The organism is Oceanispirochaeta crateris, from assembly GCF_008329965.1.
Taxonomy (GTDB): Bacteria; Spirochaetota; Spirochaetia; order DSM-2461; family DSM-2461; genus Oceanispirochaeta; species Oceanispirochaeta crateris.
On record NZ_CP036150.1, the window covers coordinates 518,112 to 543,310 of the forward strand.

The window sequence follows — 25,199 nt, forward strand, 5'->3', positions numbered from 1 at the left end:
TATCAAATTGAGAATTCTATATATCTATAAATTGACCCAGAACAGGCGTTTATATTTTATTCTACTGTTTCTCTGAAGATCATCAGAGCGGACATCATCCTGGGAAATCCGGCACTGGGAGCAGTCAACAGGATGGTATGCTCAATCTCTTCGGGGGTACAGCCCGCCTGCAAGGCGCGTTCTATATGAGTTTGGAGGGCATATTCAAACTGAGATGCTGCCGAAACGGCAATTTTCACGAGCCATCTAGTTTTCTCGTCCAGAGGACCTCCTGTTTCATGAAGAGAGGAGCCAAAGTTCTGGTAGGCTTCAAAAACATTAGGATGCTTCTCCTTAAAGTATTTTAGATTTTGTTTTCGTTTCTTTTTCATGTCCATGTTTTCTCTCCATATGCGGCAGCTCAAGGATTTGTGAGTCATGCCTTCAGTGTCATAGAACCTCTTTGCTGTTGGATCACAATCCTTTCGTCATTTATGGATTGATCAATCTCATTTTTTTAAGATCCCATATCGATATTATAGGCCAATCATGGTAAGATTACCCGGATAAATGAAGAAGCAAAATCAGATAAAAATTATGACTCTCTTTGCCTTGTTTTTCTGTTTTCAATGGTTTGCCCAATTGGCCGTAAAGAAACTATCAGGAGGGGAGAGTCCTTTTTACCTTCTGATTGTCTATGGTGGCTTTTTTCTCCGGTCTCTGATCTGGGTGGAGCTTTTAAGAGATTTAAAACTGATCACCGCCTATAGTATCAGCAGTCTTTCCTATCTGATTATTCCCCTCTTATCCTGGTTTGTTCTGGGAGAAACTTATGATCTCAATTTTTTTATAGGGGGAGTCCTGATCTTAACGGGGATTAGTCTCTTTTCTGTTGGGGATCAAAAAGAGACACTCTATATGGAAGAGGTTCATTAAGATGGCCTACATCCTTATGGTTTTTATTCTTCTCATGGTCGCCGCAGGACAAACTCTCCTTAAAAAAGGAGTCCAGGCGGGGCAGGCCCGGGGTAAGAGCCGTATCGCCTCATTATTTCATCCCTTTGTGGTTACCTCTTTTATTCTAGTGGGAGCATCGCCTTTATTGTATGTACGGGTTGTGGCTTCTCTCGGCTTGAGCAATGCCTTTGGCCTCAATGCCCTGAACTATCCTCTCATATTCATACTTTCCCGTCTGTTCCTTTCAGAAAAATCCAATTCCTGGCACTGGTCAGGTCTCACACTCATTACTCTGGGAGTTTTCATCTGGTCGCTCTGACGGTGGTTATACCAATTTATAAAGCATCCATGCATATTGATAAACTCTGGGAATCTCTGATTCCTGTTCTGCAGAGCTTACATCTCTCCTGGGAAATCCTCTTTGTCGACGATGGGAGTCTCGATGATACAGTTGAGAAGATCCTTACACTTAGGACGGATCTGATTGAAAAATCAGGAGCCTTGAATCGTGTCAGAATCATTCGTCTGAACGGCCATTTCGGGCAGCAGAGTGCCGTTTATTGCGGTCTGGAACAGAGCCATGGAGATAGAATCTTAACCATGGACGATGATTTGCAGCATCCCCCCCAGTTTATTCCCCAGTTCCTGTCAGCTTCTCAGGAACTGGATGTCCTTTTTGCACTGCCTCAAAGGGATGAACGGAGTCACACACTTCGCTGGGGGAGTAAGATGCGGGACAGAGTGTTTCGACTCCTGTTGAAGGCTCCTCGGGGAATAAAGCCGGGCAGTTTCAGAGTCTTCAATAGAAAATCTGTAGACCTAATCAAAGGTTCCAAAGGACCTTTTGTCTATGTGTCTGCTCTTTTATTTCGAAGGGGCGGGAGTCTTAAAATGGGAAATATTGACTATGAGACGCCTCCAGCACAGGAGGCTAAGTCCCGGTTTACCCAAACTTCCAGAATCGTTCTTACCCTGAAGCTCATGTGGTATTATGTTTTCATCCCGCTCTTCATAAAAAACCATGAAGAGGATCAAAAACCCTATATAATGAGAGAAGAATTATGATCTTGCACGTTTTGGGCGCTGGTCCAGCTCAGTTGAATCTGATCAAGAGAATAAAGGAGATGGGCCATGAGGTGGCTGTTTCCGATATGAATCCCCGGGCACCCGGGCTGGCTCTGGCAGATTATCCGTCTGTGGCCAGTAGCTTTGATCCCGAGGCTATCAAAGAGGCTGCCCTGGAGGCCCGATCAGATCGATTGCTGACCATGGGGACTGATCAACCTGTTTTAACAGCCGCATTGGTGTCGGAACAACTGGGACTTCCCTATTTTCTGACAGCAGAACAGGCGACCCTTGTGACGAACAAAAAAGTGATGAAAGAGATGTTTTTGCAGCGACAGATCCCCACGGCACCCTTCAGATTCCTGTCTTCCAGCTTTGATGATTCTGAACTGGAGGGGCTCCATTTCCCTCTGGTTATTAAGCCACTTGACAGCCAGGGGCAAAGGGGAGTCCTCAAGGTGCAAAATATATCAGAAATAAGAGTCCGAATGGATGAGGTCCTTGGCTTTTCCAGAGAAAATCAGATTTTGGTAGAAGAATACTATCCCAGTGAAGAAGTGACTGTAAGCGGCTGGGTCTGTGATAAAAAGGTTCATCTGTTTTCAATCACAGACCGCGTCACCATTGAGAACGATCCCTATATGGGAGTCTGTGTCTCTCACCGTTATCCTTCGCTGTTTCATAGAGACTGGAAGGAGCTGGAAGATCTCACCCGTAAGATTTGCCATTCTGTGGACATAAAAGAAGGTCCGATTTATTTCCAGATTCTGGGTGGTGACCAGGGATTCCGGGTCAATGAGATTGCCTGCCGTCTCGGCGGAGCCTATGAAGATGAGTTCTTACCGGCACTTTGTGGAGTGGATCCTTTGACTCTTTTAATCGAGGAGAGCCTCGGTTCAAGCTGTGAGGACCATTCCCTTGAAGCCATGACTACCCGTCGGGAGAGCCTGTATTGTTCACTCCAGATGTTCTTCTGCCGTCCCGGGATAATCTGCAGCCAAACTGGAATGGACTCTCTTTCCTCGATTCCGGGCTTTGGAGCCGGCCGGTTTCTTCTCTCTAATGGAACTCAGATCCTCAATAGAGAAAACTCGACTCAAAGGGCCGGGTATTTTTTCTTTTATGGGAACTCTGCTGAAGATTTGAACAAGAAAGTCGGTAGAGCCTATGATGCCTTGAGTATTTTGGATGAGAACGGAAAGGAGATGATAGAACGAAGTGAAAAGGAACAATTCCCAGATGAGTAGACCTCAGAGAAATGCCATATTGTTTCTTATGTTAGGAGTCCTCCTCCTGTTCAATTCTTGTACCAGGACAAAAAATTCAGTTGTTATTGCTCAACAGTATGGTCTGGCCTACGCGCCTGTTCAGATTATGAAGGATTTGGAACTCCTTGAAAAAGAGATGCCCGAATATACGGTCAAGTGGGTTCAATTGTCCAATACCGCTGCTATCCGTGAAGCAGCCCTGGCAGGAGATATGGATGCCGGATTCATAGGGATTCCCCCCTTCTTGATTTCCCGGGATCAAGGGATGCCCTGGAAACTCCTTTGCGGCTTGTGCCAGGCGCCTTCCGGTCTGGTTGTTCCCGCCGGACGGTATGATTCTTTGAACAGTATTCCCGAAGACGCCCGCATCGCTCTGCCTCAACCGGGAAGTATTCAGCATATACTTCTGGGGATGGCTCTGAAACGAGAGGTCGGTCAGGCGGATTTTCTGGATGATCATCTGATCTCTCTTAAGCATCCCGACGGCTTGAATGCCCTTCTTTCGGGATCGGTAGACGGACACTTTACCTCTCCTCCCTATTTGTTTCAGGAGTCTGATTTACCCGGGTTTGAAGTCCTCTTATCCGGTGAGGCGGCCATGGGCCTTCCCTTTACATTTATTGCCTCTGTGGTCACTGAAAAAGCAGTTGCAACGAATCCTCTTTTTTTGCAGGCCCTGAAAACGGCTCTGGAAAAGTCCATTCTCTATATGAAGGAAAACCCCGAAGAATCTCTTCTTCTGCTTTCTGAGTCCTATGATCTGGAGAAGGAACTCCTTCGGGACTATTTGGGTCGTTCCGGTTTGATTTTTGAAACTGAATTGAGGGGGGTTGAGCAGTTTTCCGCATTTATGGTCGAAGAAAGATACCTTAAAAACCCAGAGGACATGGGAGGACTCGTATTCTGATGAAAAAGTTAAAACCCGCCTTGACCGGTGTTTTGCTGGTTCTTCTCATGGCTTTACTCTGGGAGGGTCTGTATTATAGCGGGCTTTTTCACCCCCTTGTATTTCCATCTCTTCAGGATATTTTAAAGACGACAGCCAGAGATTTCTTATCGGGAGAACTGACCCTTTCCATTGTGACATCCATCCTGCTTATTCTTTTTTCATTTATTCCGGCGGTCCTGGTCGCCCTGATATTGACAGCTCTGGGACTGCATTCTGCAATTTTGAGGAGTGGAATTCAAACTCTATCCAATCTGGCACATCCTTTGCCCGGAGTCGCCCTCTTGCCGATCCTTATTCTATGGACAGGGCTGGGGCAGCATATCATTCTTTTAGTAGTCATTCATTCGGTTCTTTGGCCTCTGGTGATTAACCTTCAAAGCGGCATAGATGAGACTCCCGAACTGTGGTTGAACCTGGGCCGGAATAACTGTTTGAGCCGGAAAGAAGTTTTTTTGACAATCCTTCTCCCAGGTTCCTATCCCTATCTTCTGGCGGGTCTAAAAATCGGGTGGGCCAGAGCCTGGAGAGCAGTCATATCCTCTGAGATGATATTTGGAACAATCAGCGGAGGAGGAGGATTGGGCTGGTACATCTTCAATAAGAGAATCTTCATGGACAGCCCGGGAATGTTTGCGGGAATCATTGTGCTTATGATCCTGGGTGTTCTGGTGGATCAGGTTCTCTTTTCTCCTCTGGAAAAGGGGATGAATAGACGCCGGGGGAAGAGTGTATGAGTTTGCTGAGAGCCGATCAGATTCACTATTCCTATCTCCTTCAGGGAAACAACAGGCTGGATATTCTTAAAGATCTCAGCATGAGCCTCAATCATGGGGAAATCCTGACTCTTCTGGGTCCTTCAGGTTGCGGTAAAAGCACTTTGCTGAAGCTCTTATCCGGATTCCTTACTCCCCATAAGGGCCGTATTTTTCATGATGAAAATCTTCTTATAAATCCTTTTTCTCAAGGACAGATGATTTTTCAGGATAGCACACAGCTGCTGCCCTGGTTGACCGTATCAGAGAATATTCTATTTCCTGTTTGTCGGTCACTTCTTCCCGGATTGAAACCTCGCCCGGACAGTGTTCAGAAAGATATGTTACAAGATATCCTGAAGAGAGTAGGGTTGGAGCCATTCAAAGATTATCATCCCGGACGGCTCTCAGGAGGGATGAAGCAGCGCTGTGTTTTGGGGCGGGCTCTCATGGCGGAGCCGGAGATCCTCTTTATGGATGAGCCCTTTGGGTCTTTAGATTCACCATCAAGAAAGGAACTGCAGGATCTCCTTCTTAAGCTATGGGTAGAGCGTCATTTTTCAATTCTCTTTGTGACTCATGATATTGCCGAAGCCCTCTCTCTTTCCGATAGGATTCTCCTTTTCAGTGGATTGACCGAGCCGGTTCAGGAACTCACAGTGAATCTACCCAGACCCCGTGACAGAATGAGCCCCGCATTCAGGACTCTTGAATGGGAGCTTTACTCTTCACTGGCTGCTTCCGGAAGTATTTTGTAGATTTTAAGGGTCCACATCCTCGTATATTTGTAGGCCTGAATTCTCATGGCATATCCTGGACTGTTCACTGTTTTCATAAGGACCGTATGGTCTTTAATAAAGTTTTGGAGCTGGGGATACCATTTGCCAGGATTTCCATAGAGCACATTCCAAACGGGTCTGTTTTCATAAATAAAATCCAATTCTTCAGGGTACAAAATATATTCAATTTGCCGCTCTTTCAGATAATTTTCAAGAGACTTCTCTTTCTCAACCGGGAGAAGACTCAAATTTCTAAAATCAAAAAGATGACCAACTTCAAAGGCATATTCTGTATTGAGACTCGCAAGTATAATCCCTTCGGACGGGATCTGTTCCTGAATCGCTGCCAGGAATTCAGCATAACTCTCCCGCTCTTCATGGGGTAGAATCTCTTCTCTAATATTTCCAACTGTGACAAAAATATTAAGAAACAGAAATAGAACTCCTGCTAAAAAAATCTGTAGGGGATGGAGATCCTTGAGTATTGTAAACATGGAGAGATACAACAGGGGGAAGAGGAATACTATTGAAAGAGGGCTGTATTTTCCCAGGATGGCAATGCCCATGAGAAGGCCTGCTGTTGAGCTTAGGATGATATTCCTATTTTTTTTCATTAGCCCTGTTAATACCAAAAATAGAGGAAACAGAATCATCTGCACCCGAATATCAGGCAGGTAGTAGGTACCTCCAATGCGGAGAAATAACTGTTTCAGAAACAAAGGCAGCTGTCTGAATTTTGTATCCGGGCTCCTGGTTACACCTAAAGGAGTTCCATATGCCAGATAATCCTGGATAAATTCCGGATTGAAAAAGAGGCTTAACAGGGCAAAAAAGACGCCCCCACCCATTAGTCCCAATAGATAATAGAGGCCCATGGAAAAACTCTTTCTTTTGCCCATAATATCAATGAGAAACAGCATTCCCAGAGGGACAGACAGGATGAAGGCATTGGGGTGAATCCCGAAGGAGAGTCCTATCATGAGGCCCGATAGAAAAGCCTGGTTCGTTTTGTGAATACCCAGGTAGTAATAGAGAGCCAGTATAAGAATCAGAACCAGGAGTATTTCCTGCCGGGCCGTATGGGACGCATAAATAAACTGGATGTCTGTTGATAGAAGACATGTGATCAGCAGGGCTGTATTCTTGTCCTTTTCCTGTCCCATCCGCAGCAAAAGTTTGTAAAACCAGTAAAGGCAAACCACAGCAACTGTTAGACTGAGAAGACGAACAGAGGAAAGAGAGTATCCTCCAATCAGAATAAAGGGCATTTGGAGCAGATGAAAGAGAATCTTCAAGGCATGGGGATGACGGGGATAGAGGTCAAAAAAGGGTTCAGTTACATCCAGTCGTTTTTCACTCATCATCTGTCTGGTCAAACCGCTCAACCATGGCTCATCGGTATGGGCAAAAGGAAATTTGACCAGGAAGAAAAGATTCACAAAAAACCAGAAACTCAGAAAAATGAGTAATTGATTTTCCATAGTGATTTTCTTCAAGTGTTTCAAAACATCTCCAGACAAAAAAAATCCTGACAGCCTTTTTAAAAATTGGCTTGCCAGGAATTATTGTATCATAGGATTGGATTATTTAACGACGGGAAGTCCTTCGTTGATCCAACCTCTGGCAGCAGTAGCGCCTGTTCCCGTACCGCTATTCAGAGAAGCCGCATCGTAACCCATCATTCTAAGGACACCGACTGTCTGACCTGCTGTTTGTCCGGAGTAGCAGTAGACGATGACTTTTTTGCCTTGGGGTATCTTATCAAAGGAGGCCTGCATATTTTCTCCGAAAGGAATGTTGATGGCTCCGGAAATATGTCCCTTGGCAAAATCTTCGGGAGTACGAACTGAAACAATAACCAATGGATCTTCGGCATCCATCTTTTCTTTCAGCGTTGCTGCTGGAATGATGTTGCTTGGAGTTTCAGCATCTGTTTTGATATTGTTGAAATAGTCCATAGCTGCAGTCTTTACAGCGGGGACCACTGTCACGCCCGAGGAGGCAGGAGTCTTATTGGCTGCGGTTTCTACATAGCTTTCAAAACCCTCAGTATTGGTTATACCACGATTCCAACCATATTTGATGGATGATACTTGAAAACCGGCAATGTTCAGTACCGCTGTAGCCTGACCTGCGGTCTGACCTGAGTAACAGCTGATATAAACCGGTTTATCATCGGGCAACCAGTTGAGAGTCTCGGCTAGAGCAGGAGATCCCCATGCTGCATTGACAGCTCCTTTGAGGTGGCCTTTGGCGTAGTCTTCGGCACTTCTTATATCCACAATAAGGATATCTGCATTTGCATCAATCTCTTCAAAAACTTTGCTTGCAGGAACAATTCTGGAACCGGGATAATCTGCAAAATAGGACTGGGCTGCAGCTGCAACGGGGTTAGACCCTGTTTCACCCTGACCCTCGGCAAAAAGAGCGGCGGGCAGTACGAAAAGGATCATAAGGAACACAAGAATCTTCTTCATTTATTTCTCCTCGAAAATATGTCAGTAAAAAAATACTGATTTGCTTTTTAATAAAGGTCCTGCATACGCAGAACCTAGGGCTATTACATGTTTAGCCTGTTTGTATCAGGAATTATCCTGGGCACTGACAGAAACCATTTCCTCTTTTTGAGGTGTATAAATCCTATTCCCCGAGGCTTCCCAACCCAGCCAGGCTGAATCGTATACTTTTAAATTCCTGTAACCGGCATTGTACAGGGCTGCATAGGTGTTGGCTGCTCTGATTGATGTCTTACAGTACATGATGATAGAATCTTCTGGCATAATTCCGTAATCTTTGTACAGGATTCTAATCTGTTGAACCGGCCGGAATGTTGCATCTTTAAAATTGTTGTTTTCATAATTAATATGTACAGATCCTGGGATTGTACCGGCATAATACTCATCATCGGTTCTGACATCAATGATAAATGTATTTGTCGGGGCAGCTTCTACCAGAGTTGCCAGGTCTGCAGTATCAATGATCATGTCAGAGGCTGTGGCACCGGTCTTATAGTTTTTGGCTGTGCTGGTTACTTCTGCCTTGCTGAGCTTAAATCCCTCTTTTTCGAGGGCTGTCATCCCGCCGGATACGACCTTGATATCTCCCCCGTGGCCGTAGTATTTGAACGTCCAGTACAATCGTGACGAATCCATATTGGAGTTGCTGTCATAGATGACTAAATTATCTGTTTCACCGATACCGGCTTCACCGGCAGCCGCGGCTACTGTTGCGGCAGCTGCTATGGAGTTGGGCACTGGTTCGTTTACAGTCACCATGGCTCTTTCTATGTTGACCGCACCCTCAATATGATTCTTTGTATATGAGGTTGTTTTTTGAGCATCAACGAGTATATATCCCTCATTCATAAGGTCTTTCACATCATCAGCTTCTACGATCAAGGTACCTGATTCGGCATAATCTGCAGAGCAGCTTCCAAATAGGAGAACAACAGGAAGGAGTATTACGAATAAATATTTATATTTCATATTAAGCACCTACAAACATGTTCACAACGGACTCATAGGTGAACCCGTCTTTGAGAATGGCAGTGACCTGTCCATCTTTTACGATAGCCAGCCTGGGGAACTCATAAATACCCAATTTACTGGATATTCCTTTGGACTTGTAAACGTCTACCCTCGTCATTGAAAATCGGCCGCCGGCCATTTCTTCTATGATTTCCATATCAGCTAAAAGATCATGACAATCACAGTCTGAGGCGTCGTAAACAAAAACAACTCCATCCCGCCCCAGGATCTGGGTTCTTACCATTTCTGATTCTGCGATGAATCTTTCGGCGGCAACACCGGCAATGGCGCCATCACCAACGGCTGTAGATACCTGTTTCAAGAATTTTTCCGTAACATCACCAACGGCATAGACACCGTCTACTCCAGTCTCTTTCATTTCATTGACCAGAATATATCCTCTTTCGTTGATATTGACCTGATCTTGAAATATTTCTGTATTGGGAAGATAACCAATAAATTCAAAACAGGTGGGGACATCCACAGGAATTTCTTCGTCTGTCTTGAGATTTCTAAGAACAACTCTTTCCAAATGTTCATCGCCTTCAAAGCGCTTGACAACAGAGTTCCAGATAAATTCCATTTTAGGGTTTTCCATGGCTTCTGCCTTGGCAATCTCATTACAGTCCATTTTTCCTTCATCATGAATGACAGAAACATAGACTTTATTAGCAAACTTTGTCAGGAACATTCCTTCTTCAATGGCTGCATCTCCGCTTCCGATGATCAGTACATTTTTGCCTGTATTTGAGGCCGCATCACAGGTGGCACAGAAGGATATTCCCTTGTCAAATAGGAATTTCTCTTCGTTTTCTCCACCGGTGACACGGGGACGGCCTCCGGAGGCAATGATGACTGTTTTTGCTTTGTAGGTTGTTCTAAAGGTTTCTACTGTCTTAATTTCACCCTTTAGATCTACAGATTTGACATCAGTACCCTTGAATTGGACGCCGAATTTTTTAGCCTGTTTCTGGAAGAGTTCCATCAGACCTAAACCGCTTGTTCCTTCGGGGAATCCGGGATAATTCTCAATTTCATTTGTATAGGTAGCCAATCCGCCCACCAGTGCTTTTTCAATGAGCAGCGTTTTAAGACGGGCCCTTCCGCAGTAGATTCCGGCGGTCAGTCCACCGGCCCCTCCGCCTATAATCACTACATCAAATTCTTCTATTTTTTTTTCTCTCGCCATTGTCTTTCCCTTCTAAAATACCCCGAAATGATCCGGGGTAACGGATGTCTTACATGAAATACTTTACTAAGAGTTTACTACCGGCCCAAGCTCCTAAAAACAGGAATATTGCATAGACCCAACCGGAGACCGAGAAGGAGGCAATTCCGCTAAACAGGGCACCGATATTACATCCAAAGCCGATCCGGGCGCCGTAGCCCATGAGTAATCCACCCAGGATCGCTGCGAAAATCTGTTTGGTAGACTTAAGCTTTTTTATCTTAAACTGTGAAGCCATCAGTGAAGCAAAGAATGCTCCGAATATTATTCCTACATTCCTATATGTACCAGGGTGCTTTAAAATTCCGGCATCAAGTGTTTTTTGAGCCCCTTCGGAAGCAAAGTAGTACCATTTGTCTACATTTCCGCCCACAAGCTGATAGAGCCATGCGCCCCAATTTGCCAATACTCCTGAAACACCCCAGGGATTTCCTGTTGAGGCCAGAGTCACAATCTGAAACAGGGACAGTAGGACTGCACCTGTTAGATAGGGCCAGGCGTCCTTAAACCACATCTTATAAAATTTATTATCTTTCAGAGCCATATTTTTTCCCTCTGATTATTTACATTTCTCGATGACACATTCCCACTCGCCGTCATCTACTTCTTCAATCTCTACGTTATGACCCTCTTTTCTGGCCCATTCGGGAACATTTTTCATAGCACAGCTGTGATCGATTAGAACGATAACAACATCACCAACTTCCATTTCTTTTAGCTTCTTTTCTGCCTTAACCAGGGGTAGGGGGCAAGCTTCTCCAAGACAATCCAGTTCATATTCAGCCATAATAAGTTCTCCTTTTACTGAGGGGTTGTTCCCTCTTGTTTTAATTTTCGTTTTTTCTGTGTTCCCATTTGTCTGCGGCTATAAAAAGCAGGACAATAATGAGAAGTTGTACAACAATGGCGCCACCCCATCCGAATACATCGGGCATGAAAATAGCTTTGCCATTAGAAATGACATTTAATTTCCACCATCCAAAATCATGAGCACCCCATAGAGATCCAATGATGAAGAATAGAAGGGACAGAACCTGCATGTGAAATCCTTCTCCCACACGCATCAGAGTACCAGATGCACATCCTCCGGCTATAACCATTCCAATACCGAACATAAATGCGCCTATGGCAGTGGCAAGACTGACTGGAACGACATAGGACTGTCCCGGTATGGGAAGACCATTGATGTGAGCACCGTACTTGATGGCCCAGAATCCAATGGATGTGATTGCAAAAGCGATCAAAACTGCTCTTGTTACCGATGTACTGCCGGTTAGCAGGGGATCACGCATGGATGCTGTAAAACAAAAGCGAGCCTTTTGTAAGATAAACCCGAAAATGATTCCAGTAACCCAGAATAAGCCCAGATTCTGATCGATCAATGAAATAATAACCGCCAGTCCTGCTAGAATGATTCCCGTGATTATTCCGACAGGAACCTGATTCTTCTTTTTCCGTCTGGTCCTGGTGGAAGAGCGGCTTGACCGTTTGATAGCACCGCTTGTTTCCGCCTCACTCATATGCAAGCTCCTCCTTAGATAATTTTTTATTTATTTGTACACACAGCCTAACTTTGAATTACATGCTATGTCAACTAAATTTTGATAAATCTTTTAATAGAAAACAAATGCCTACTATAGAGTGTTTATTCAAAAAATTGAATATTTGGTTAAATTGTTAAAATAAAATGAAATATAATAAGATAAAAAATTATACAATAGAATAATGCTAGGGTTTTAAAGTAAACAGGAATATACTATATATTGAAGGAATTGCTCTCTTCATGCTTAGTAAATAGTCGAAAATATAAGGAGCCGTCTGTTCCGACGGCTCCTGAAGGTTCCATTTTTTTAAATTATTCTTCTAGGGTGAAAAAGAATCCAAACCGATAGATCCCGGGTGATAGTTCGTACTCTTTTCTTGTTTGAGGCCCGCAGCTTCCTGTTCCCAAACCTCTTTGCTGCAGATCCAGGGTCAACCAGGTCTCTTTTCGTTTCTTCAGATCGGTCACATGGCGGGCCGCGTAAAGGTCTTCAGGGCTGTAATGCAAGGCTGAAAACTCAAAGGCCCTATCAGATTCCACCTTCAGTGTCTTCTCTCCGTTACTCAGTTTCATCCACCTTGTTCCGCTATGGTTTCCACACTCCTGGGGCAGTATGTAGGGAACAAACTGTTCTGAGACACTCTGCTCGTAAACACCACAAAAAGAAGAGGCATCCCTGTCTCTGTAATTCTCCCACGGACCTTTTCCAAACCAGCTGAGTTGCTCATATCCCTCAGGGAGGGTCATGATCAATCCGATGCGCGGCAGGGTAGGATATTCCTGGGGTATTCGCATTTCTGTATGAAGGTAGAGACAGTTCATTTCCTGTGGAATTAAGTTCTGGATCATCACAACTGGAGGTATGTGATCTGCCCCTTTGTAAGTTTTCTGGATTTGGAGTGATTCACAGTTGTTAAAATTCCCATTTTGGAAGGAGGTTTCTATCAGTTTCAATCTGTTGAGTCCAGACTTCAACCATTGACCCAGAGGTTTGTCTTCCTGTCCTGACCACTCTCTTATCCCGTCGTTGTCCGTGGCTGCTCGCCAGAGATTCATTTCCAAGTCTTTCAAAAGGACTGACTCATCGGGTCTGTCCTTTAGGAATAATCTATTCTCTTCAATCTGAGCTTTGATTGCACCAGCAGTCATGGAATCAGTACCCATCAGAGACCCTGCTTGAATAGACTCCACTTTGACAGAGCGGGGAATAAAGTTCTCTGTCAGGCTTATCTGTTCCTCTGCAATGATATGGTCCTTTGGACACCAGCTTTGTGTCTCCCTCACCCTGATTCGTATATTCAAATGATATTCAATACCTATCTCGGCTGTTGGCCAGGCGCAGGGCATGGGAATACGGGAGTGTTCCCCCGGTTTTAATGGAGGAAGTGTTAATGCTCCTTCGAACAGAGGCTCTCCGTTCTTCCGCAACTCCCATTCGGCTCTGAGCCATGCGACATCAGTAAAATCCTGTTTGTTTAGGACTTCCAGTACACCGGGATGATCCTCACTTGTCAAAAGAGATATTTTAATTGGCTGTTTTAAATATTTACACTCCCAAAGTGCCGGATGAGGTGTCCTGTCAGGCCAGATGAGTCCGTTGATACAGAAATCAGAATCGTGTACCAGCTCATTATAATCGCCCCCATAAGCCCAGTATTCCCTCCCGTCATCGGTCTTCTTTGTCAGTCCCTGGTCCACCCAGTCCCAAATGAATCCTCCCTGCAGACCTTTTGTTGCTTCAAAAGCAGCCCAGTAATCTTTCAAGCTGCCGTTGCTGTTACCCATGGCATGGGAGTATTCACAGGCTATGTAGGGACGAGGATCTTCCACTTGTGTGGCAAAATGAACCATTTGTTCCACCGACTCATACATGGGACAGTAAATGTCTGTGGCAAAGGCCCCCCATCCTGATTCATGTACAGGAGTTCCCTGTCCCCATTCGGGGCGGACGGCTCCCTCATAGTGGAGAACTCTTGTGTTGTCATAGCGGCGTATCCAACCGGCACAGGCATCATGGTTTGGTCCGTATCCAGATTCATTCCCCAGGGACCACATGATGATAGAGGGGTGATTCTTGTCCCTATGGACCATCCTCTGGACTCTGTTTAAGAAGGCGGAACTGAACCGGGGATCCCTGCAGATCAGATCATAATAATCATGGGTTTCTATGTTGGCTTCATCTACGAGGTAAATTCCGTATTCATCACAAAGATCATACCATTCGGGGGTATTGGGATAATGAGAGGTCCGAACTGCATTGAAATTAAATTGTTTTAAAAGTTCAATATCCCTGATCATCCCCTCTCTCGTTACTGTTTTTCCCGTTTCAGGTTCATGCTCGTGGCGGTTGACCCCCTTGATCATCACTGCCTTGCCGTTGATTAAGAGTTCCCTGTTCTTTATTTCGACTTTTCTGAAACCTGTCCGGCAGCTGACGGCTTCTACAGTCCTCCCGCCTGGAGCTATAAGACTTACGCTGAGCGTATAGAGCTGAGGATTTTCGGATGACCAGGGAATCACTCCATCCACTTCAATGGTCCGTCTGATTTCTCTGCTGCCGCCTCTGTCTTTTTCCCTATGACGTACATCTCTGAACCGGGTACTTCCCAAATCTGGAATGTCTAGGATAAGAGCCCCCTCTTTGTCGTGCAACGAGGCTATAAGGTCATAAGGGTGTGAGGATGAGATTTTGGAATCTGTTTGGATAATCAAATCCAATCTGCCTTTTCCGGATTCAAGGGGTTCGGCTTTGACAAAGAGATCGGCGATCCTCTGTTCTTCTGTTGAATAAAGGTAGACATTTCTATAGATACCGGCCATCCACCAGTGATCCTGATCTTCCATAAAGCTGCCGTCAGACCAGCGGATAACAACAGCGCAGAGACTGTTTACCCCCTCTTGTACATAAGGGCTTATGTCAAAGGCGGCAGGGGTCCTTGAATCTTTACTGAAGCCGACTTCTCTTCCATTAATATAGAGAAAAAAAGCACTTTCTACACCATCAAAGTGGATGACTGTGCGCCTTGCTGACCAGCCTTCGGGCAGGTAAAAACTCCTGTGATAAATCCCTGTAGGATTCTCTTCGGGAATATAGGGGGGCTTATTTGTAAAGGGCATCTGGACATTTGTATACCAGGGATCGTCTCCTGTGTCTTCCATGGTCCAATTGGCCGGAACTTTGATTTTTCTGCTGCCCTCTGGGACGTTTATTATATCCTGGGGAATCACATCTTCCGGTTTGGATTTCAATAGAAAATCCCATTCTCCATTCAAGCTTTTAACCCAGGGGGACTCTTCGGGTTTTTGTGTTCTGGCACTGAGTGCATCTGGAAAGGGAAATAGGGGGGCTCTAGGTAAAATGGTAGATACGGATGGCAACTCGGGCTGAATCCATGGTTTGTGCATTGCCAGGGGGGAAAACGACATGTAAAGCTCCTTAAACTTAGTCTAAAGGGATAATAATCATTTTTAAAAGGAAAAAATTGACCTCAATAATTGGTTTATCATGGCTGTTAACAGGACAAAATGGGATTTCTGGTATATATAATGTGTATTATGGTATTTCCTGGAATTGAAAATATGAAGGAACAACTGATCTTCCGTTCTCTGGGAGATCCTCTAAAAAGACAACGCATTGGCTGCGGTTTTATGAACAAAAAGGGGATTCATACGGATCAGTTTCATTCGCAGTTTTCCACCTATGCCCTTGTCTATGTCATAAAGGGACATGGGTATTATGAGATTGATGAAGGACCGGATAAAGGCTTGAAAATTCCCCTTGAACCGGGTTGCCTGTTTCAGAGATTTCCGGGTGTGGCCCATTCAACGATTCTTGATCCTGAAAGTGATTGGTGGGAGTGCTTTTTGGATTTAGGAGAAGATATTTTTAGGGCCTTAGTTTCTATGCGTGTTGTTATCCCCACTGAACCTGTGTATTGGACACCACCTTATAGTGGAGTAGAAGAGGGTATCTTTAAAATTTTGAAGTCTCTTGAGTCTACTTTGGAGCGGGACCTGCCTCGCATCAGCATGGAAATCCTGCAATTTTGTGCCTCTCTTCTAGACCGAGTCCGGGAAGGGGATGACTCTCTATGGAAGCGGATTGAAATGAGTTGTCAGGATTTTACGAGTATGATTCAACAAAGAATTGATCTGCAGGAATACTGCCGATCCAAAGGGTGGGGATATGAGTCTTTCCGCAAGGCTTTTGTTAAGAAAATGGGAGTCTCTCCCGGGCAGTATATCATACAACGCCGAATGGACGAGGCCTGCCGTTTGTTAAGAGCTGGGCGCTTCAGTGTGAAAGAAACGGCAATGGCATTGGGGTATAAAAGCCCTTATGAGTTTTCTGCCCAGTTCCGCAGAATCACTGGTTGGTCTCCCCGGGACTACAGGGGAGCCAGTAGGAATCAGGCTTTGGATATGTTGTAGTCCCGAATGAGTTTGATGATCAGAAGGACAGTTGGTACAAAGTGGTAAAATAGATCAAATATATCAATCGCCTTTTTGAGGGTTCCTTCCCTGAGCATGATCAGTTTTTCAACAACATGGGGCATGGGTGTAAAAGGGGCCAAGAGCATCAGAACAGATGCCATGATCAGCAAAGGGTATTCAATTTTATCCAAAAATGAAAACATATATTCTCCTTGTATATCGTCTCTTATTCAATTGTCATTAAGATGCGTTGTGCACCGGAAATACGTCATTCAAAAAACGTCCTGCATGGAGAACGCAACCGTTACAGTTCAGTTTTTTACCTTTTCTTATTTCTTTGCATACCCTCGAACCAGCTTCCTTGGTGAACCAGGTATCAAAGTCTTCCATTTTATCTGGTTTGTGTGTTTCTAGAAGAAAGGATGCGGCAAAATAGGCGCCGCAGTACTTCTGGGGAGCTTTTCCGTGGCCGTATTGCTTAAATTCCTGAACCAGTTCACTTTCCAGCTCCAGTCCGGTGGGATGGTAGGTCTTTAAGATGGCCTGGGCACAATTGACCCTGACTTTACGGTTTTTGTGAGTAAAATGTTCTAATGCTTCATCTTCCCTATTCACTAAAAGCTCTCCTGATTCGTTTTGGTTATTCAGAATATATATGAAAAAACATATGTTGTCAATATAGAAGTAAATTGCTGAGGTATGCCTTTGATTCAAAGGGATGAGAAATCTGATAATTTATGCTTGTTCTTATAGTCTGAAATAAACTGGTGATAAAGTTCTTTCCATATTTCAGTATTAAAAGATGAACCTCTGGGACTGTCTATTTCAGCAATCTGACATTCATTGCTACCAATGGTCAGTATCCAGGTTCTCATATTTATCCCCTGCCAGGTGTATGTTGGTCCTGTTCTACCGCCCAGAGTGGGCATGTTGTTGAATACATCATTTCCAACCATCACCACGATATCGGGTTGAAGGGAAGTCAGAACTTCCCTGTAAAACTCCTGTCCCTGTTTCCATATGTTTTTATTAATGGGGGAGAAACCGTCTTCCAGTATTCCCTGGATAAATTGATGATAACAGAAACTGTTCCAGAATTTTTTCCTATCCAGCTTTAGTCCTCCCAGACCCGACTTCCAGTGATTTCTTTCTGATAGAACAATTTCCAGAGCGGTAAAATAGGGGTCGTTGACTTTGTTTCTGGTCAGATCAGTTATGTACTGCTCTATTGTCTTGTCCCTATACCGGGCATCATAATAGCTTCGCCCAACTATGAGTTTCCTCAATTTTTCTTTTGCCCCGTAATGTCTGCCGATCCAGGGTGGGTAATTCAGGGCATTCGTAAAGTTTACTCTTCCCATATGCTGCTCCGATACAGATCAGAATCAATTTCACTCATGATTAACTTAAAGTCTAACAGAATACAGGAATATTACAATTTAAAAATAAGACTGTTTATGAACTCAGAACAGTCATAAACAGTCTTGTTGCTTTACCTTTCTTCGCCCACTATCCACAAAGAGAGAAGGATTACAAGTTGAGGTGCCAATGCTCCCAACCATCTTATCAAATCGGGTTCCATAAGGTTTGACACAAAGAAATTCATCACAATGCTGATGGCCCAGAGAATACAGATAGCAAGATGAATTATCCTGAAAATTCCGGAATCTATATCAATGAAGAGTTTCACAATCAATAGAGCTCCGGCTGCAAGCTGTACGATACCAAAAATAATAGGAAATAGATTGTTTGATTTTCCGAATACTTTATTTAATCCCCTCATGACTTCCTGTCCAGTCGAATTGTAACCGTTCAGCGCCATGATACCAAATACAAAGAGAGAGATTCCGAGGAAGAACTGCAGAAAATATACAGCGTCTAATTGTCTTCTAGCCATGATTTATCCTTAAAAATAATATTGTTGTATTTGAATTTAAAAATTCATTATATAGTAATATAGTTCATTATTGATATGAGAACCATTCTTTCTGTAAAAAGAAAGTAGAAGGGTATCCACTTTTTTGATAGACCATATTCATCCTTCTACTTATATTGTTAATGGAGGATACAAATGAATAAGAAAATAAAAACCGGCTGGATCATTTTGGCCGTTATTCTGGTTCTGATATTGATGGGTTATGGATCATTCAAGGGAACATATAATAACATGGTTGTGCTTGATGAATCAGTCTCTGCATCCTGGAGCCAGGTAGAAAATGTGTATCAGAGGCGGATGGATTTAATCCCGAATCTGGTCAATACAGTTCAAGGGTATGCTTCTCATGAAAAAGAGACCTTTGCCCTTGTAACAGAAGCCAGATCTAAAGCGGGAGGGACCCTACAGGTCTCGGATGACATTCTGAATAACCCGGAAAGCTTTCAGCGTTTTCAGCAGGCACAGAGTGAGCTGGGAAGCGCCCTTCAGAGGTTGATGGTCATCTCCGAGAATTATCCCGAACTCAAGGCAGACCAGAATTTTCTTGCACTTCAGGACCAGCTCGAAGGTACGGAAAATAGAATCACCGTGGAACGCAAGAGGTTTAATGAGTCGGTGCAGCAATTCAATATGTACATTCGCCAATTTCCCAGGGTCATGATTGCTAATATGATGGGATTTGATGAGAAAACCTATTTTCAGTCCTCTCAGGGCGCAGATCAGGCTCCTGTCGTATCATTTGAATAAAGGATGCCATTATGAAAAAAACTATTCTCTCTCAGGAAGAAATGTCTTCCATTGCCGCTGCAGTTAAAAAGGCGGAATCGTCTACTTCAGGAGAAATCTCAACGGCATTGATTCAGGAAAGTTCGGATTATGCTTTTTATGAACTGAGGGCTTCCGTCTTTTTTGGAGTCCTTGTCTATATGATTCAGCTTCTGTTTTTTGATTCCATTAGTTCCATGGCATCCTCATTGAGCTGGAATGCTCCATTTTGGTATGTTCCTGTGTTTATGGGAGGCCTCAGTTTTGTTTCAGGAGGCTTATTCTATTTTTTCAGCAATATTCCCGCAGTAGACCGGATCATCATTCCCCGGACTGTCATGAACAAATGCGTACGGGCCAGAGCCTTGCAGCATTTTACCGAATCGGATGTTTATTCGACCAAAGATGGTACGGGTATTCTCATTTTTATCTCTTTGATGGAACGCCGAGTAGAATTGATAGCCGACAAGGGGATTCATTCGAAAATCTCCGGAAATGAATGGCAGGACATTGTTCGGGACCTCAGCGAGAGCCTTTCAAAACGAGATCTATCCAATGGTCTGCAAAATGCTGTTCTTCGATGCGGAGATATTTTGAAAGCTCAATTTCCCGTCTCGGAAAATGATGTTAACGAACTGAGTGACGGCATCGTCATTCTGGAGGAATAAAAATGAAGCATAGATTGACAGCGTTCTTCTTGGTCGCCCTTCTTCTTCCCAACTCTATTATGGCTTTAGACGTTCCTTCTCTGAGTGGGAGGGTCAATGATGAAGCCGGGATTTTCTCCACTTCCCAGGTTCAGGAACTTGACGCCACTCTTTCGGCTCTGGAGAGTCAGACAGGAATCCAAATGGCAGTCCTCACAATCCCGGGATTGGAAGGCGAAGACCTTGAAGAGTTTTCTATTCGCACAGTAGACAAATGGAAGCTTGGCAAGGCCGGTAATGATAACGGGATTCTTCTATTATTGGCCCTGGCAGACAGGAAGGTACGTCTGGAAGTGGGTTATGGTCTGGAAGGGGAGCTGACAGATGCAAAAAGCGGCTATATCGTCCGAGAAGTGATGATTCCCTACTTTACAAAAGGGGATTTTGCCAGTGGAATCCTTGCCGGCACAGAGGTCGTTGCCAATGTGGTAAAAGGAGATGTGGATATCAGTGCTGAGGCTCTCAGTAAGTCCCAGACAAGCCAGAGTCGTTCCTCAGGGGGTGCTCTACCCATACAGTTTATTTTGATCCTTTTTGTGGTGATCTTTAATTCCTTCGGACGCATGGGGGGAAGACGCAGAGGTGGACTTTTTCAGCTTCTGATTTTGAATTCCCTCCTGGGTTCTTCCCGTCGGGGAGGTTTTACCAGCGGTGGCAGCAGTTTCCGTAGTGGTGGCTTCGGAGGCGGAGGAGGATTCGGGGGCGGAGGTTTCAGCGGTGGCGGCGGTGGTTTTGGAGGCGGTGGTGCCTCCGGAGGCTGGTAGATCTTTTACCAGCCATATTCACTATAAAAGACTCCCTTTTGTATGTGATCCAGTGCCTCTTTTATGTAAGGTATTGTGTTCTTAGGAAGATCCTCTAAGGGGAACCAGGATAGATCGGAGCATTTATCGGGTTCCCTGTTCTGTATTTCACCCTTCCAACGGCTGGATGTAAAGAACGCATCCAGGCGGACCGAATCATCGGAGTTTCTATGCATAATATGGACGGTTTGAATGTCTGCAGGATCAAGGATGATCCCCGCTTCTTCTCTGGCCTCTCTAAGCAAAGCCTGACTGAAAGACTCTCCCTCTTCTGCATGTCCCGCAATGAGGCTGTAATCTCCGTCTCTGTATCCAGTATTCTTCCTTTGGAGGAGCAGGATCTTCTCATTTTGGATCAGGACCAGGTAACTGGCCGGTATATTGGTTGTTCTGCTCAAAACAGGATCATTCCGGCCAGGGCTGCCCCGGCGATATAAAATATGGGATGAGCTTTCCATTTTGCGTATGTTACAGCAATGGTCACAAAGAGAAGAATTGTGACCGGATCAAACAAGTCTCCCCAAAGTCCGCTCTCTAAGAAATTCTGGAGGGGAAAAACAGCTACTGTCAATACATTGTAAGCGGCTGTGGCTATCAGCCCTGTCACTGCGGGTCTGAGTCCTGATAGTGCCGACTGGACCAGGGGTTTTTCATTGATATGAAAAAAGTATCTGGCTACAATGACGATGATGATGACAGACGGGGTTACCAGCCCGAAGGTGGCTGCAAGAGATCCGAGTAAGCCCGCATTTTCCCATCCCACATAGGTAGCCATATTGACACCAATGGGACCCGGGGTCGATTCGGAAACCGCAACCATGTGGAAAAACTCTGCCTGGCTGAACCAATTGCGTCTGAGTGCTTCATTTTGGAGGAGGGGAAGAGCCGCCAAACCTCCGCCGATGGTAAAGAGGCCTATTTTAAAAAATATAAGATAGAGGGAGAGTATATTCATCTCTTGTTCTTTCCTATCAGAAATCGGAGGATACCTGCCCCTGCGGATAAAGCAACAACGGGTATGGGTGAGATTCCACCAAATCCTACGGCTATAAAGGCAGCAAGGCAGAGTAGAACACCCATGATGTCTTTCAGGGTCTTTTGGGAAAATTTCCAAACAGATGAAATCAAAAGAACAGAGACGGCGATATTCACACCCTTTAAGGCTTTCTGCATCAAGGGAGCTTCGGCAAAGTTTCCCAGAAACAGGGCAATCAGGATAATGATGACCAATGAAGGACTGATCATCCCCAGAGTGGCTGCTATGGCACCGGGAATTCCGGCCTTCTTGAAGCCTACAAATGTTGCTGTATTGATGGCTATGATCCCGGGGGTCGATTGTCCTATGGCATAATAATCCATGAGTTCTTCTTCAGTAACCCACTTTCTTTTTTCAACCAATTCTCTGTCCAGGATGGGGAGCATGGCATATCCCCCCCAAAGGTAACCGAACCGATTCTCAAAAATATGATGTACAATTCTCTTAGAAGAGACATATCTCTGCTCATTAGATTTCCAGTTTAAGTATATTTTGTGTTTTTTAAAAAAATGCCGGCTTTGAAACCGGCAGAATGACATTAAAATTTATGCTTGTAGGCCAGTGCAATCCGATGGATCTTAACGTAGGTAGATTCATAGTTCCGAGTTGCATAATAGTTGTCGTGAATGGAATCATCACTGTACAGCCTGTCTGTCTTGAATTGAAGTAGAGCTGTGACACTGTTCTTTTCATCAAAGGTCACGTTGGCAAGGGGGCCAAATTTGACTTCTACAAAATCTGATCCCCAACCATTTGAAGCCATTGTAGATTTATCCTTCACATCTCCAATATATTGTTCTGTTTCAACCATGAAACCTATCATATCCACCTGCAGGGGCATCTGGTATCCCAGAACATAGGTTCCTAAAAACATATTCCCATTGAAATTTTCACCATCATCGGCTTTCCATTGCCAGGCATCATCGCTACCCGCAGCAGTGAAATACATATTCTTGAATTTACCATTGGCCACAACAACCACATGATTCCACTTTCCTGGGCGGACGGCAGCCATATCGAATTGAAAGGTTCCACTCATCCATGTTTCCATGACAGCACCGGGAAAAGGATCACTTTCGGGGATACCCGTTCCATCATTATTCAGTCCAATGCCGTTAAATCCCAATCCAGACCATCCTGAACCAATAGAATATCCAAGTTCAAAATTTAAAAAGGCAATCGGTGTGATCACTGCTTTGGTTTGTACATAGGCTACTACGGGAGCCAGAGATCCTCTGAAACCAAATTTGATATTGTTGTCTTTTGTTAAAGGGCTTGTTCCCTGTAAGAAGGGTACTGTTATGGTATGATCAATATAAAGTTGAAGCTCTACAGAACCCCATCCGCTTCCCAGTTCTCTTCCTTCATCGGAACCAATAGGGTAGGTATCAGGAACTTCTACAGGAGAATAACTGGGCCAGGCGAATCCGTTGTCGCTATTCTTTCCTTTGTTATCATCCAGATAATAGGCAAAATCGACACCCCAGCTGGTTTGATGCTGAGTCTCCCCTGCCGTCAGAAAGGATACAGACAGGATTAAAAGTAAAAGTACCACAAATTGCTTTTTCAATTGAATTTCTCCTTGGATCGTCAATGATAAACATCATATACCGAATGCACTTTGTGGTAAATGTCATTTTTAAAACAATTGGGTTGAGAATCCTCTGTTTCAATCCTTCCAATCAACCAGGATTTTTTCATCTCCCAGTCTTTCTTTTGCCATTGCCGCCAGATTTAGGAGTTCTTTCTTGCAGCAATCCACGGTCTGTCCAGCCTTTAAACGTCTTGTCAATTCATCTGCAAATTCTTTTACTGTGATTCTTTTTTCTGACATAAATAAACCTTCCTTGCCTCATATTCAATTTTCATTTTAATTCAACTGAAGAAAGCTGTCCAATTATTTACATGAAAACATGAGCTGATGTATTTGTTTGCCGGTCTGATAACGGTCGGGTCCTAAGTCTTCATTCCCGGGGATGCCTGGTCGCAGTAGGTCCTGATCAATTTAATCTTATCTTTTCCTTCGCTTAGGCCTAGAACTGTGCATCCAGCCATGGGATTCCCTTGATTTTTCCCCCAGCTTTGACAAACAAACTCCATACAAATATGTCTGTTCTCCTGCATACACATAGATTGTGAAATAACCGGAGGACCTTCTGATAGAATACCCTCAAAAAACTGTTTACACTCCCTCAATCCTCTGTGGATGAAGTTGATGCCTCTTGATTCCTGAATCACAATATCATCAGTGCACAAAGACATCACCTTTTCAAGATCACCATTGGTCATCCCTTTTAGATAATCATCCACTATTTTAGGATTGGTCTGTTGTTGCGGCCATAAAATCGTCTCTCTATGTTTGTAGTTGCCATGAATGGGTATCGTGCTATGGTAGATCCGTATCTTCTCAAAAAGCCCTTCACGGATGTCTCCAATGAGGATGACAGGAAGATCTATTTTTTCACCATTTATCTTCATCATCAGTTGCAGTTCTACTACAATCCTATTTTCACTCTTCAGGGGAGTTATTAACTCAACGGAAATAAGGTGCCTGCGTAACCAGGACCCTTCATTATCCATTAATATATTGAGTCCCTCTTCATCCTTGAGAGATCCGGAAAGGGGTGTATTTACATTCAGAGCCCCATTGAACATTTTATTTATTGAGGAAATGTTGCCGTCTGTAAGATATTTGTAGAACCTGCTGAGAGAAACCATTGAATCCATACTTTTCTCCTCATTCTTCTAAATTCCGTATGAGAACATTGTACACTATTCTTTTCAGGCAATATAGCTGACAGGCTTCTGCATGTCATTATGGGTATGAATTACTTCCTGGATGTAGGTTTTTTTGTCTTTATGAAGGACTAGTATTGTCCCTGGATGCAGGTAAGGGGCGTCCCAAAGTTTTGCCAGGGGTCTTGATTCAAGAATCTTAAGCATCATCTTTATAATGACCGTATGGGTTATGATCAAAATCGGGCCTTCTTTCTTATTCAGGTCGGTTAAAAATGATTGAACCCTCTTCTCCAGATCGACCATAGTTTCGCCGCCGTCAATATCAAAGTTTTCGGGGTCTGACCAGAAAGTATGTTGGGCGATTTTTTCTTGTTCAGATAATTCCTGGTGGGTCTTTCCCTGGAGAGCCCCCAGGCAAATCTCCATTAATCTTGCATCATATATGACCTCTCCGGAGCAGGGTTTCAGAATATTCATGGTAGAGCGGGTACGCCCCAGGGGACTGCAATAGACCGTTTTGAAATATATACCCTGTATCTTGTCTTTTTGAAGGAGAGTCCCTTGTTTTCCAAATTCGGTTAAATCCGAATCCATTTGACCCTGATACCGCTTCTCACTGTTCCATTCTGTTTCGCCATGGCGCATAATATACAGTTCGTTCATAACTTAGATATTATATTGAAAAAAATTAAAAAAATACCAGTATTTTTTTCTTGTTTGATGTGGTTTGTG

General features: G+C 44.1%; 31 protein-coding genes. 11 read left to right on the forward strand and 20 right to left on the reverse strand.

Going from position 1 to position 25,199, the window contains the following annotated elements:
* Positions 1-56: 56 nt before the first annotated feature.
* Positions 57-377: a carboxymuconolactone decarboxylase family protein gene (locus EXM22_RS02375; protein ID WP_149484976.1), complete on the reverse strand. Its 321-nt coding sequence runs from the start codon at positions 375-377 to the stop codon at positions 57-59.
* 172 nt (positions 378-549) lie between these two features.
* Here EXM22_RS02375 and EXM22_RS02380 point away from each other — a divergent pair, with 172 nt between their 5' ends.
* From EXM22_RS02380 to EXM22_RS02410, 7 genes are read left to right on the forward strand one after another with little or no spacing between them, the layout of a single operon-like run.
* Positions 550-915 carry an EamA family transporter gene (locus EXM22_RS02380; RefSeq protein ID WP_149484977.1) on the forward strand — a complete coding sequence of 122 codons (366 nt, stop codon included), beginning with the start codon at positions 550-552 and terminating at the stop codon, positions 913-915.
* A 1-nt stretch (position 916) separates the two neighbouring features.
* The gene (locus EXM22_RS02385; protein WP_149484978.1) at positions 917-1,255 is read left to right on the forward strand and encodes a hypothetical protein; all 339 of its coding nucleotides are present in this window, start codon (positions 917-919) and stop codon (positions 1,253-1,255) included.
* A 2-nt stretch (positions 1,256-1,257) separates the two neighbouring features.
* Positions 1,258-2,001 carry a glycosyltransferase gene (locus EXM22_RS02390; RefSeq protein ID WP_281289914.1) on the forward strand — a complete coding sequence of 248 codons (744 nt, stop codon included), beginning with the start codon at positions 1,258-1,260 and terminating at the stop codon, positions 1,999-2,001.
* A complete protein-coding gene (locus EXM22_RS02395; protein ID WP_149484980.1) occupies positions 1,998-3,248 on the forward strand; it encodes an ATP-grasp domain-containing protein in 1,251 nt (416 codons plus the stop codon). The genes EXM22_RS02390 and EXM22_RS02395 overlap by 4 nt, the downstream gene beginning before the upstream one ends.
* Positions 3,241-4,176, forward strand: a complete 936-nt coding sequence (locus tag EXM22_RS02400; RefSeq protein WP_149484981.1) for an ABC transporter substrate-binding protein — start codon at positions 3,241-3,243, stop codon at positions 4,174-4,176. Before EXM22_RS02395 ends, EXM22_RS02400 begins: the two co-directional genes overlap by 8 nt.
* Complete coding sequence (locus EXM22_RS02405; RefSeq protein ID WP_149484982.1) at positions 4,176-4,952, forward strand: ABC transporter permease; 777 nt, start codon at positions 4,176-4,178, stop codon at positions 4,950-4,952. The genes EXM22_RS02400 and EXM22_RS02405 overlap by 1 nt, the downstream gene beginning before the upstream one ends.
* A complete protein-coding gene (locus EXM22_RS02410; RefSeq protein ID WP_149484983.1) occupies positions 4,949-5,728 on the forward strand; it encodes an ABC transporter ATP-binding protein in 780 nt (259 codons plus the stop codon). Before EXM22_RS02405 ends, EXM22_RS02410 begins: the two co-directional genes overlap by 4 nt.
* Here the strand turns inward: EXM22_RS02410 and EXM22_RS02415 are convergent.
* The 8 genes from EXM22_RS02415 to EXM22_RS02450 form a co-directional block, all read right to left on the reverse strand.
* A complete protein-coding gene (locus tag EXM22_RS02415) occupies positions 5,692-7,254 on the reverse strand; it encodes an ArnT family glycosyltransferase (RefSeq protein ID WP_149484984.1) in 1,563 nt (520 codons plus the stop codon). The two genes, EXM22_RS02410 and EXM22_RS02415, sit on opposite strands and share 37 nt — an antisense overlap.
* Before the next feature lie 78 nt (positions 7,255-7,332).
* Entirely contained in the window at positions 7,333-8,226 is an 894-nt protein-coding gene (locus EXM22_RS02420; protein WP_149484985.1) for a rhodanese-like domain-containing protein, read from the reverse strand.
* Positions 8,227-8,331: 105 nt separating this feature from the next.
* A complete protein-coding gene (locus EXM22_RS02425) occupies positions 8,332-9,234 on the reverse strand; it encodes a sulfurtransferase (protein WP_149484986.1) in 903 nt (300 codons plus the stop codon).
* Position 9,235: 1 nt separating this feature from the next.
* Complete coding sequence (locus EXM22_RS02430; RefSeq protein WP_149484987.1) at positions 9,236-10,465, reverse strand: FAD-dependent oxidoreductase; 1,230 nt, start codon at positions 10,463-10,465, stop codon at positions 9,236-9,238.
* Between the two features lie 49 nt (positions 10,466-10,514).
* A complete protein-coding gene (locus EXM22_RS02435; protein WP_149484988.1) occupies positions 10,515-11,048 on the reverse strand; it encodes a YeeE/YedE thiosulfate transporter family protein in 534 nt (177 codons plus the stop codon).
* 15 nt (positions 11,049-11,063) lie between these two features.
* Positions 11,064-11,291, reverse strand: a complete 228-nt coding sequence (locus EXM22_RS02440) for a sulfurtransferase TusA family protein (protein WP_149484989.1) — start codon at positions 11,289-11,291, stop codon at positions 11,064-11,066.
* Between the two features lie 40 nt (positions 11,292-11,331).
* Positions 11,332-12,024: a YeeE/YedE thiosulfate transporter family protein gene (locus tag EXM22_RS02445; RefSeq protein ID WP_149484990.1), complete on the reverse strand. Its 693-nt coding sequence runs from the start codon at positions 12,022-12,024 to the stop codon at positions 11,332-11,334.
* 335 nt (positions 12,025-12,359) lie between these two features.
* Complete coding sequence (locus tag EXM22_RS02450; protein WP_149484991.1) at positions 12,360-15,473, reverse strand: glycoside hydrolase family 2 TIM barrel-domain containing protein; 3,114 nt, start codon at positions 15,471-15,473, stop codon at positions 12,360-12,362.
* Positions 15,474-15,602: 129 nt separating this feature from the next.
* On the opposite strand from EXM22_RS02450, the gene EXM22_RS02455 reads away from it, so the two are divergent.
* The gene (locus EXM22_RS02455) at positions 15,603-16,478 is read left to right on the forward strand and encodes an AraC family transcriptional regulator (RefSeq protein ID WP_168203306.1); all 876 of its coding nucleotides are present in this window, start codon (positions 15,603-15,605) and stop codon (positions 16,476-16,478) included.
* Here the strand turns inward: EXM22_RS02455 and EXM22_RS02460 are convergent.
* The 4 genes from EXM22_RS02460 to EXM22_RS02475 all read right to left on the reverse strand — a co-directional run bounded on the left by EXM22_RS02460 (position 16,457) and on the right by EXM22_RS02475 (position 18,378).
* Positions 16,457-16,684 carry an RND transporter gene (locus EXM22_RS02460; protein WP_149484993.1) on the reverse strand — a complete coding sequence of 76 codons (228 nt, stop codon included), beginning with the start codon at positions 16,682-16,684 and terminating at the stop codon, positions 16,457-16,459. The two genes, EXM22_RS02455 and EXM22_RS02460, sit on opposite strands and share 22 nt — an antisense overlap.
* 37 nt (positions 16,685-16,721) lie before the next feature.
* Positions 16,722-17,096, reverse strand: coding sequence for a C-GCAxxG-C-C family (seleno)protein (locus EXM22_RS02465; RefSeq protein WP_168203307.1), 375 nt, complete (start codon positions 17,094-17,096; stop codon positions 16,722-16,724).
* 95 nt (positions 17,097-17,191) lie between these two features.
* Positions 17,192-17,842 (reverse strand): hypothetical protein, encoded by a 651-nt coding sequence (locus EXM22_RS02470; protein ID WP_149484995.1) that lies wholly within the window; start codon positions 17,840-17,842, stop codon positions 17,192-17,194.
* 131 nt (positions 17,843-17,973) lie between these two features.
* Positions 17,974-18,378 (reverse strand): hypothetical protein, encoded by a 405-nt coding sequence (locus tag EXM22_RS02475; RefSeq protein ID WP_149484996.1) that lies wholly within the window; start codon positions 18,376-18,378, stop codon positions 17,974-17,976.
* Positions 18,379-18,552: 174 nt separating this feature from the next.
* On the opposite strand from EXM22_RS02475, the gene EXM22_RS02480 reads away from it, so the two are divergent.
* The 3 genes from EXM22_RS02480 to EXM22_RS02490 are packed head-to-tail and all read left to right on the forward strand — an operon-like array spanning position 18,553 to position 20,653.
* Positions 18,553-19,164, forward strand: a complete 612-nt coding sequence (locus tag EXM22_RS02480; protein WP_149484997.1) for a LemA family protein — start codon at positions 18,553-18,555, stop codon at positions 19,162-19,164.
* Positions 19,165-19,175: 11 nt separating this feature from the next.
* Positions 19,176-19,850 (forward strand): TPM domain-containing protein, encoded by a 675-nt coding sequence (locus EXM22_RS02485; protein ID WP_149484998.1) that lies wholly within the window; start codon positions 19,176-19,178, stop codon positions 19,848-19,850.
* A 2-nt stretch (positions 19,851-19,852) separates the two neighbouring features.
* Positions 19,853-20,653, forward strand: coding sequence for a TPM domain-containing protein (locus EXM22_RS02490; RefSeq protein ID WP_210411538.1), 801 nt, complete (start codon positions 19,853-19,855; stop codon positions 20,651-20,653).
* 5 nt (positions 20,654-20,658) lie between these two features.
* Here EXM22_RS02490 and EXM22_RS02495 read toward each other — a convergent pair whose 3' ends face one another.
* From EXM22_RS02495 to EXM22_RS02520, 7 genes are all read right to left on the reverse strand, one after another.
* On the reverse strand, positions 20,659-21,090 hold the full coding sequence (locus EXM22_RS02495) for an NUDIX hydrolase (RefSeq protein ID WP_149484999.1): 432 nt from the start codon (positions 21,088-21,090) through the stop codon (positions 20,659-20,661).
* Positions 21,087-21,647 (reverse strand): chromate transporter, encoded by a 561-nt coding sequence (locus EXM22_RS02500; protein ID WP_149485000.1) that lies wholly within the window; start codon positions 21,645-21,647, stop codon positions 21,087-21,089. The genes EXM22_RS02495 and EXM22_RS02500 overlap by 4 nt, the downstream gene beginning before the upstream one ends.
* Positions 21,644-22,114, reverse strand: coding sequence for a chromate transporter (locus tag EXM22_RS02505; RefSeq protein ID WP_246157064.1), 471 nt, complete (start codon positions 22,112-22,114; stop codon positions 21,644-21,646). The genes EXM22_RS02500 and EXM22_RS02505 overlap by 4 nt, the downstream gene beginning before the upstream one ends.
* A 152-nt stretch (positions 22,115-22,266) precedes the next feature.
* Complete coding sequence (locus tag EXM22_RS02510; RefSeq protein ID WP_149485001.1) at positions 22,267-23,298, reverse strand: hypothetical protein; 1,032 nt, start codon at positions 23,296-23,298, stop codon at positions 22,267-22,269.
* Between the two features lie 99 nt (positions 23,299-23,397).
* Positions 23,398-23,562: a hypothetical protein gene (locus EXM22_RS18190; RefSeq protein ID WP_168203308.1), complete on the reverse strand. Its 165-nt coding sequence runs from the start codon at positions 23,560-23,562 to the stop codon at positions 23,398-23,400.
* A gap of 122 nt (positions 23,563-23,684) precedes the next feature.
* Positions 23,685-24,455: a nuclear transport factor 2 family protein gene (locus EXM22_RS02515; RefSeq protein WP_149485002.1), complete on the reverse strand. Its 771-nt coding sequence runs from the start codon at positions 24,453-24,455 to the stop codon at positions 23,685-23,687.
* 54 nt (positions 24,456-24,509) lie between these two features.
* Complete coding sequence (locus EXM22_RS02520; RefSeq protein WP_149485003.1) at positions 24,510-25,130, reverse strand: histidine phosphatase family protein; 621 nt, start codon at positions 25,128-25,130, stop codon at positions 24,510-24,512.
* Positions 25,131-25,199 lie beyond the last annotated feature (69 nt).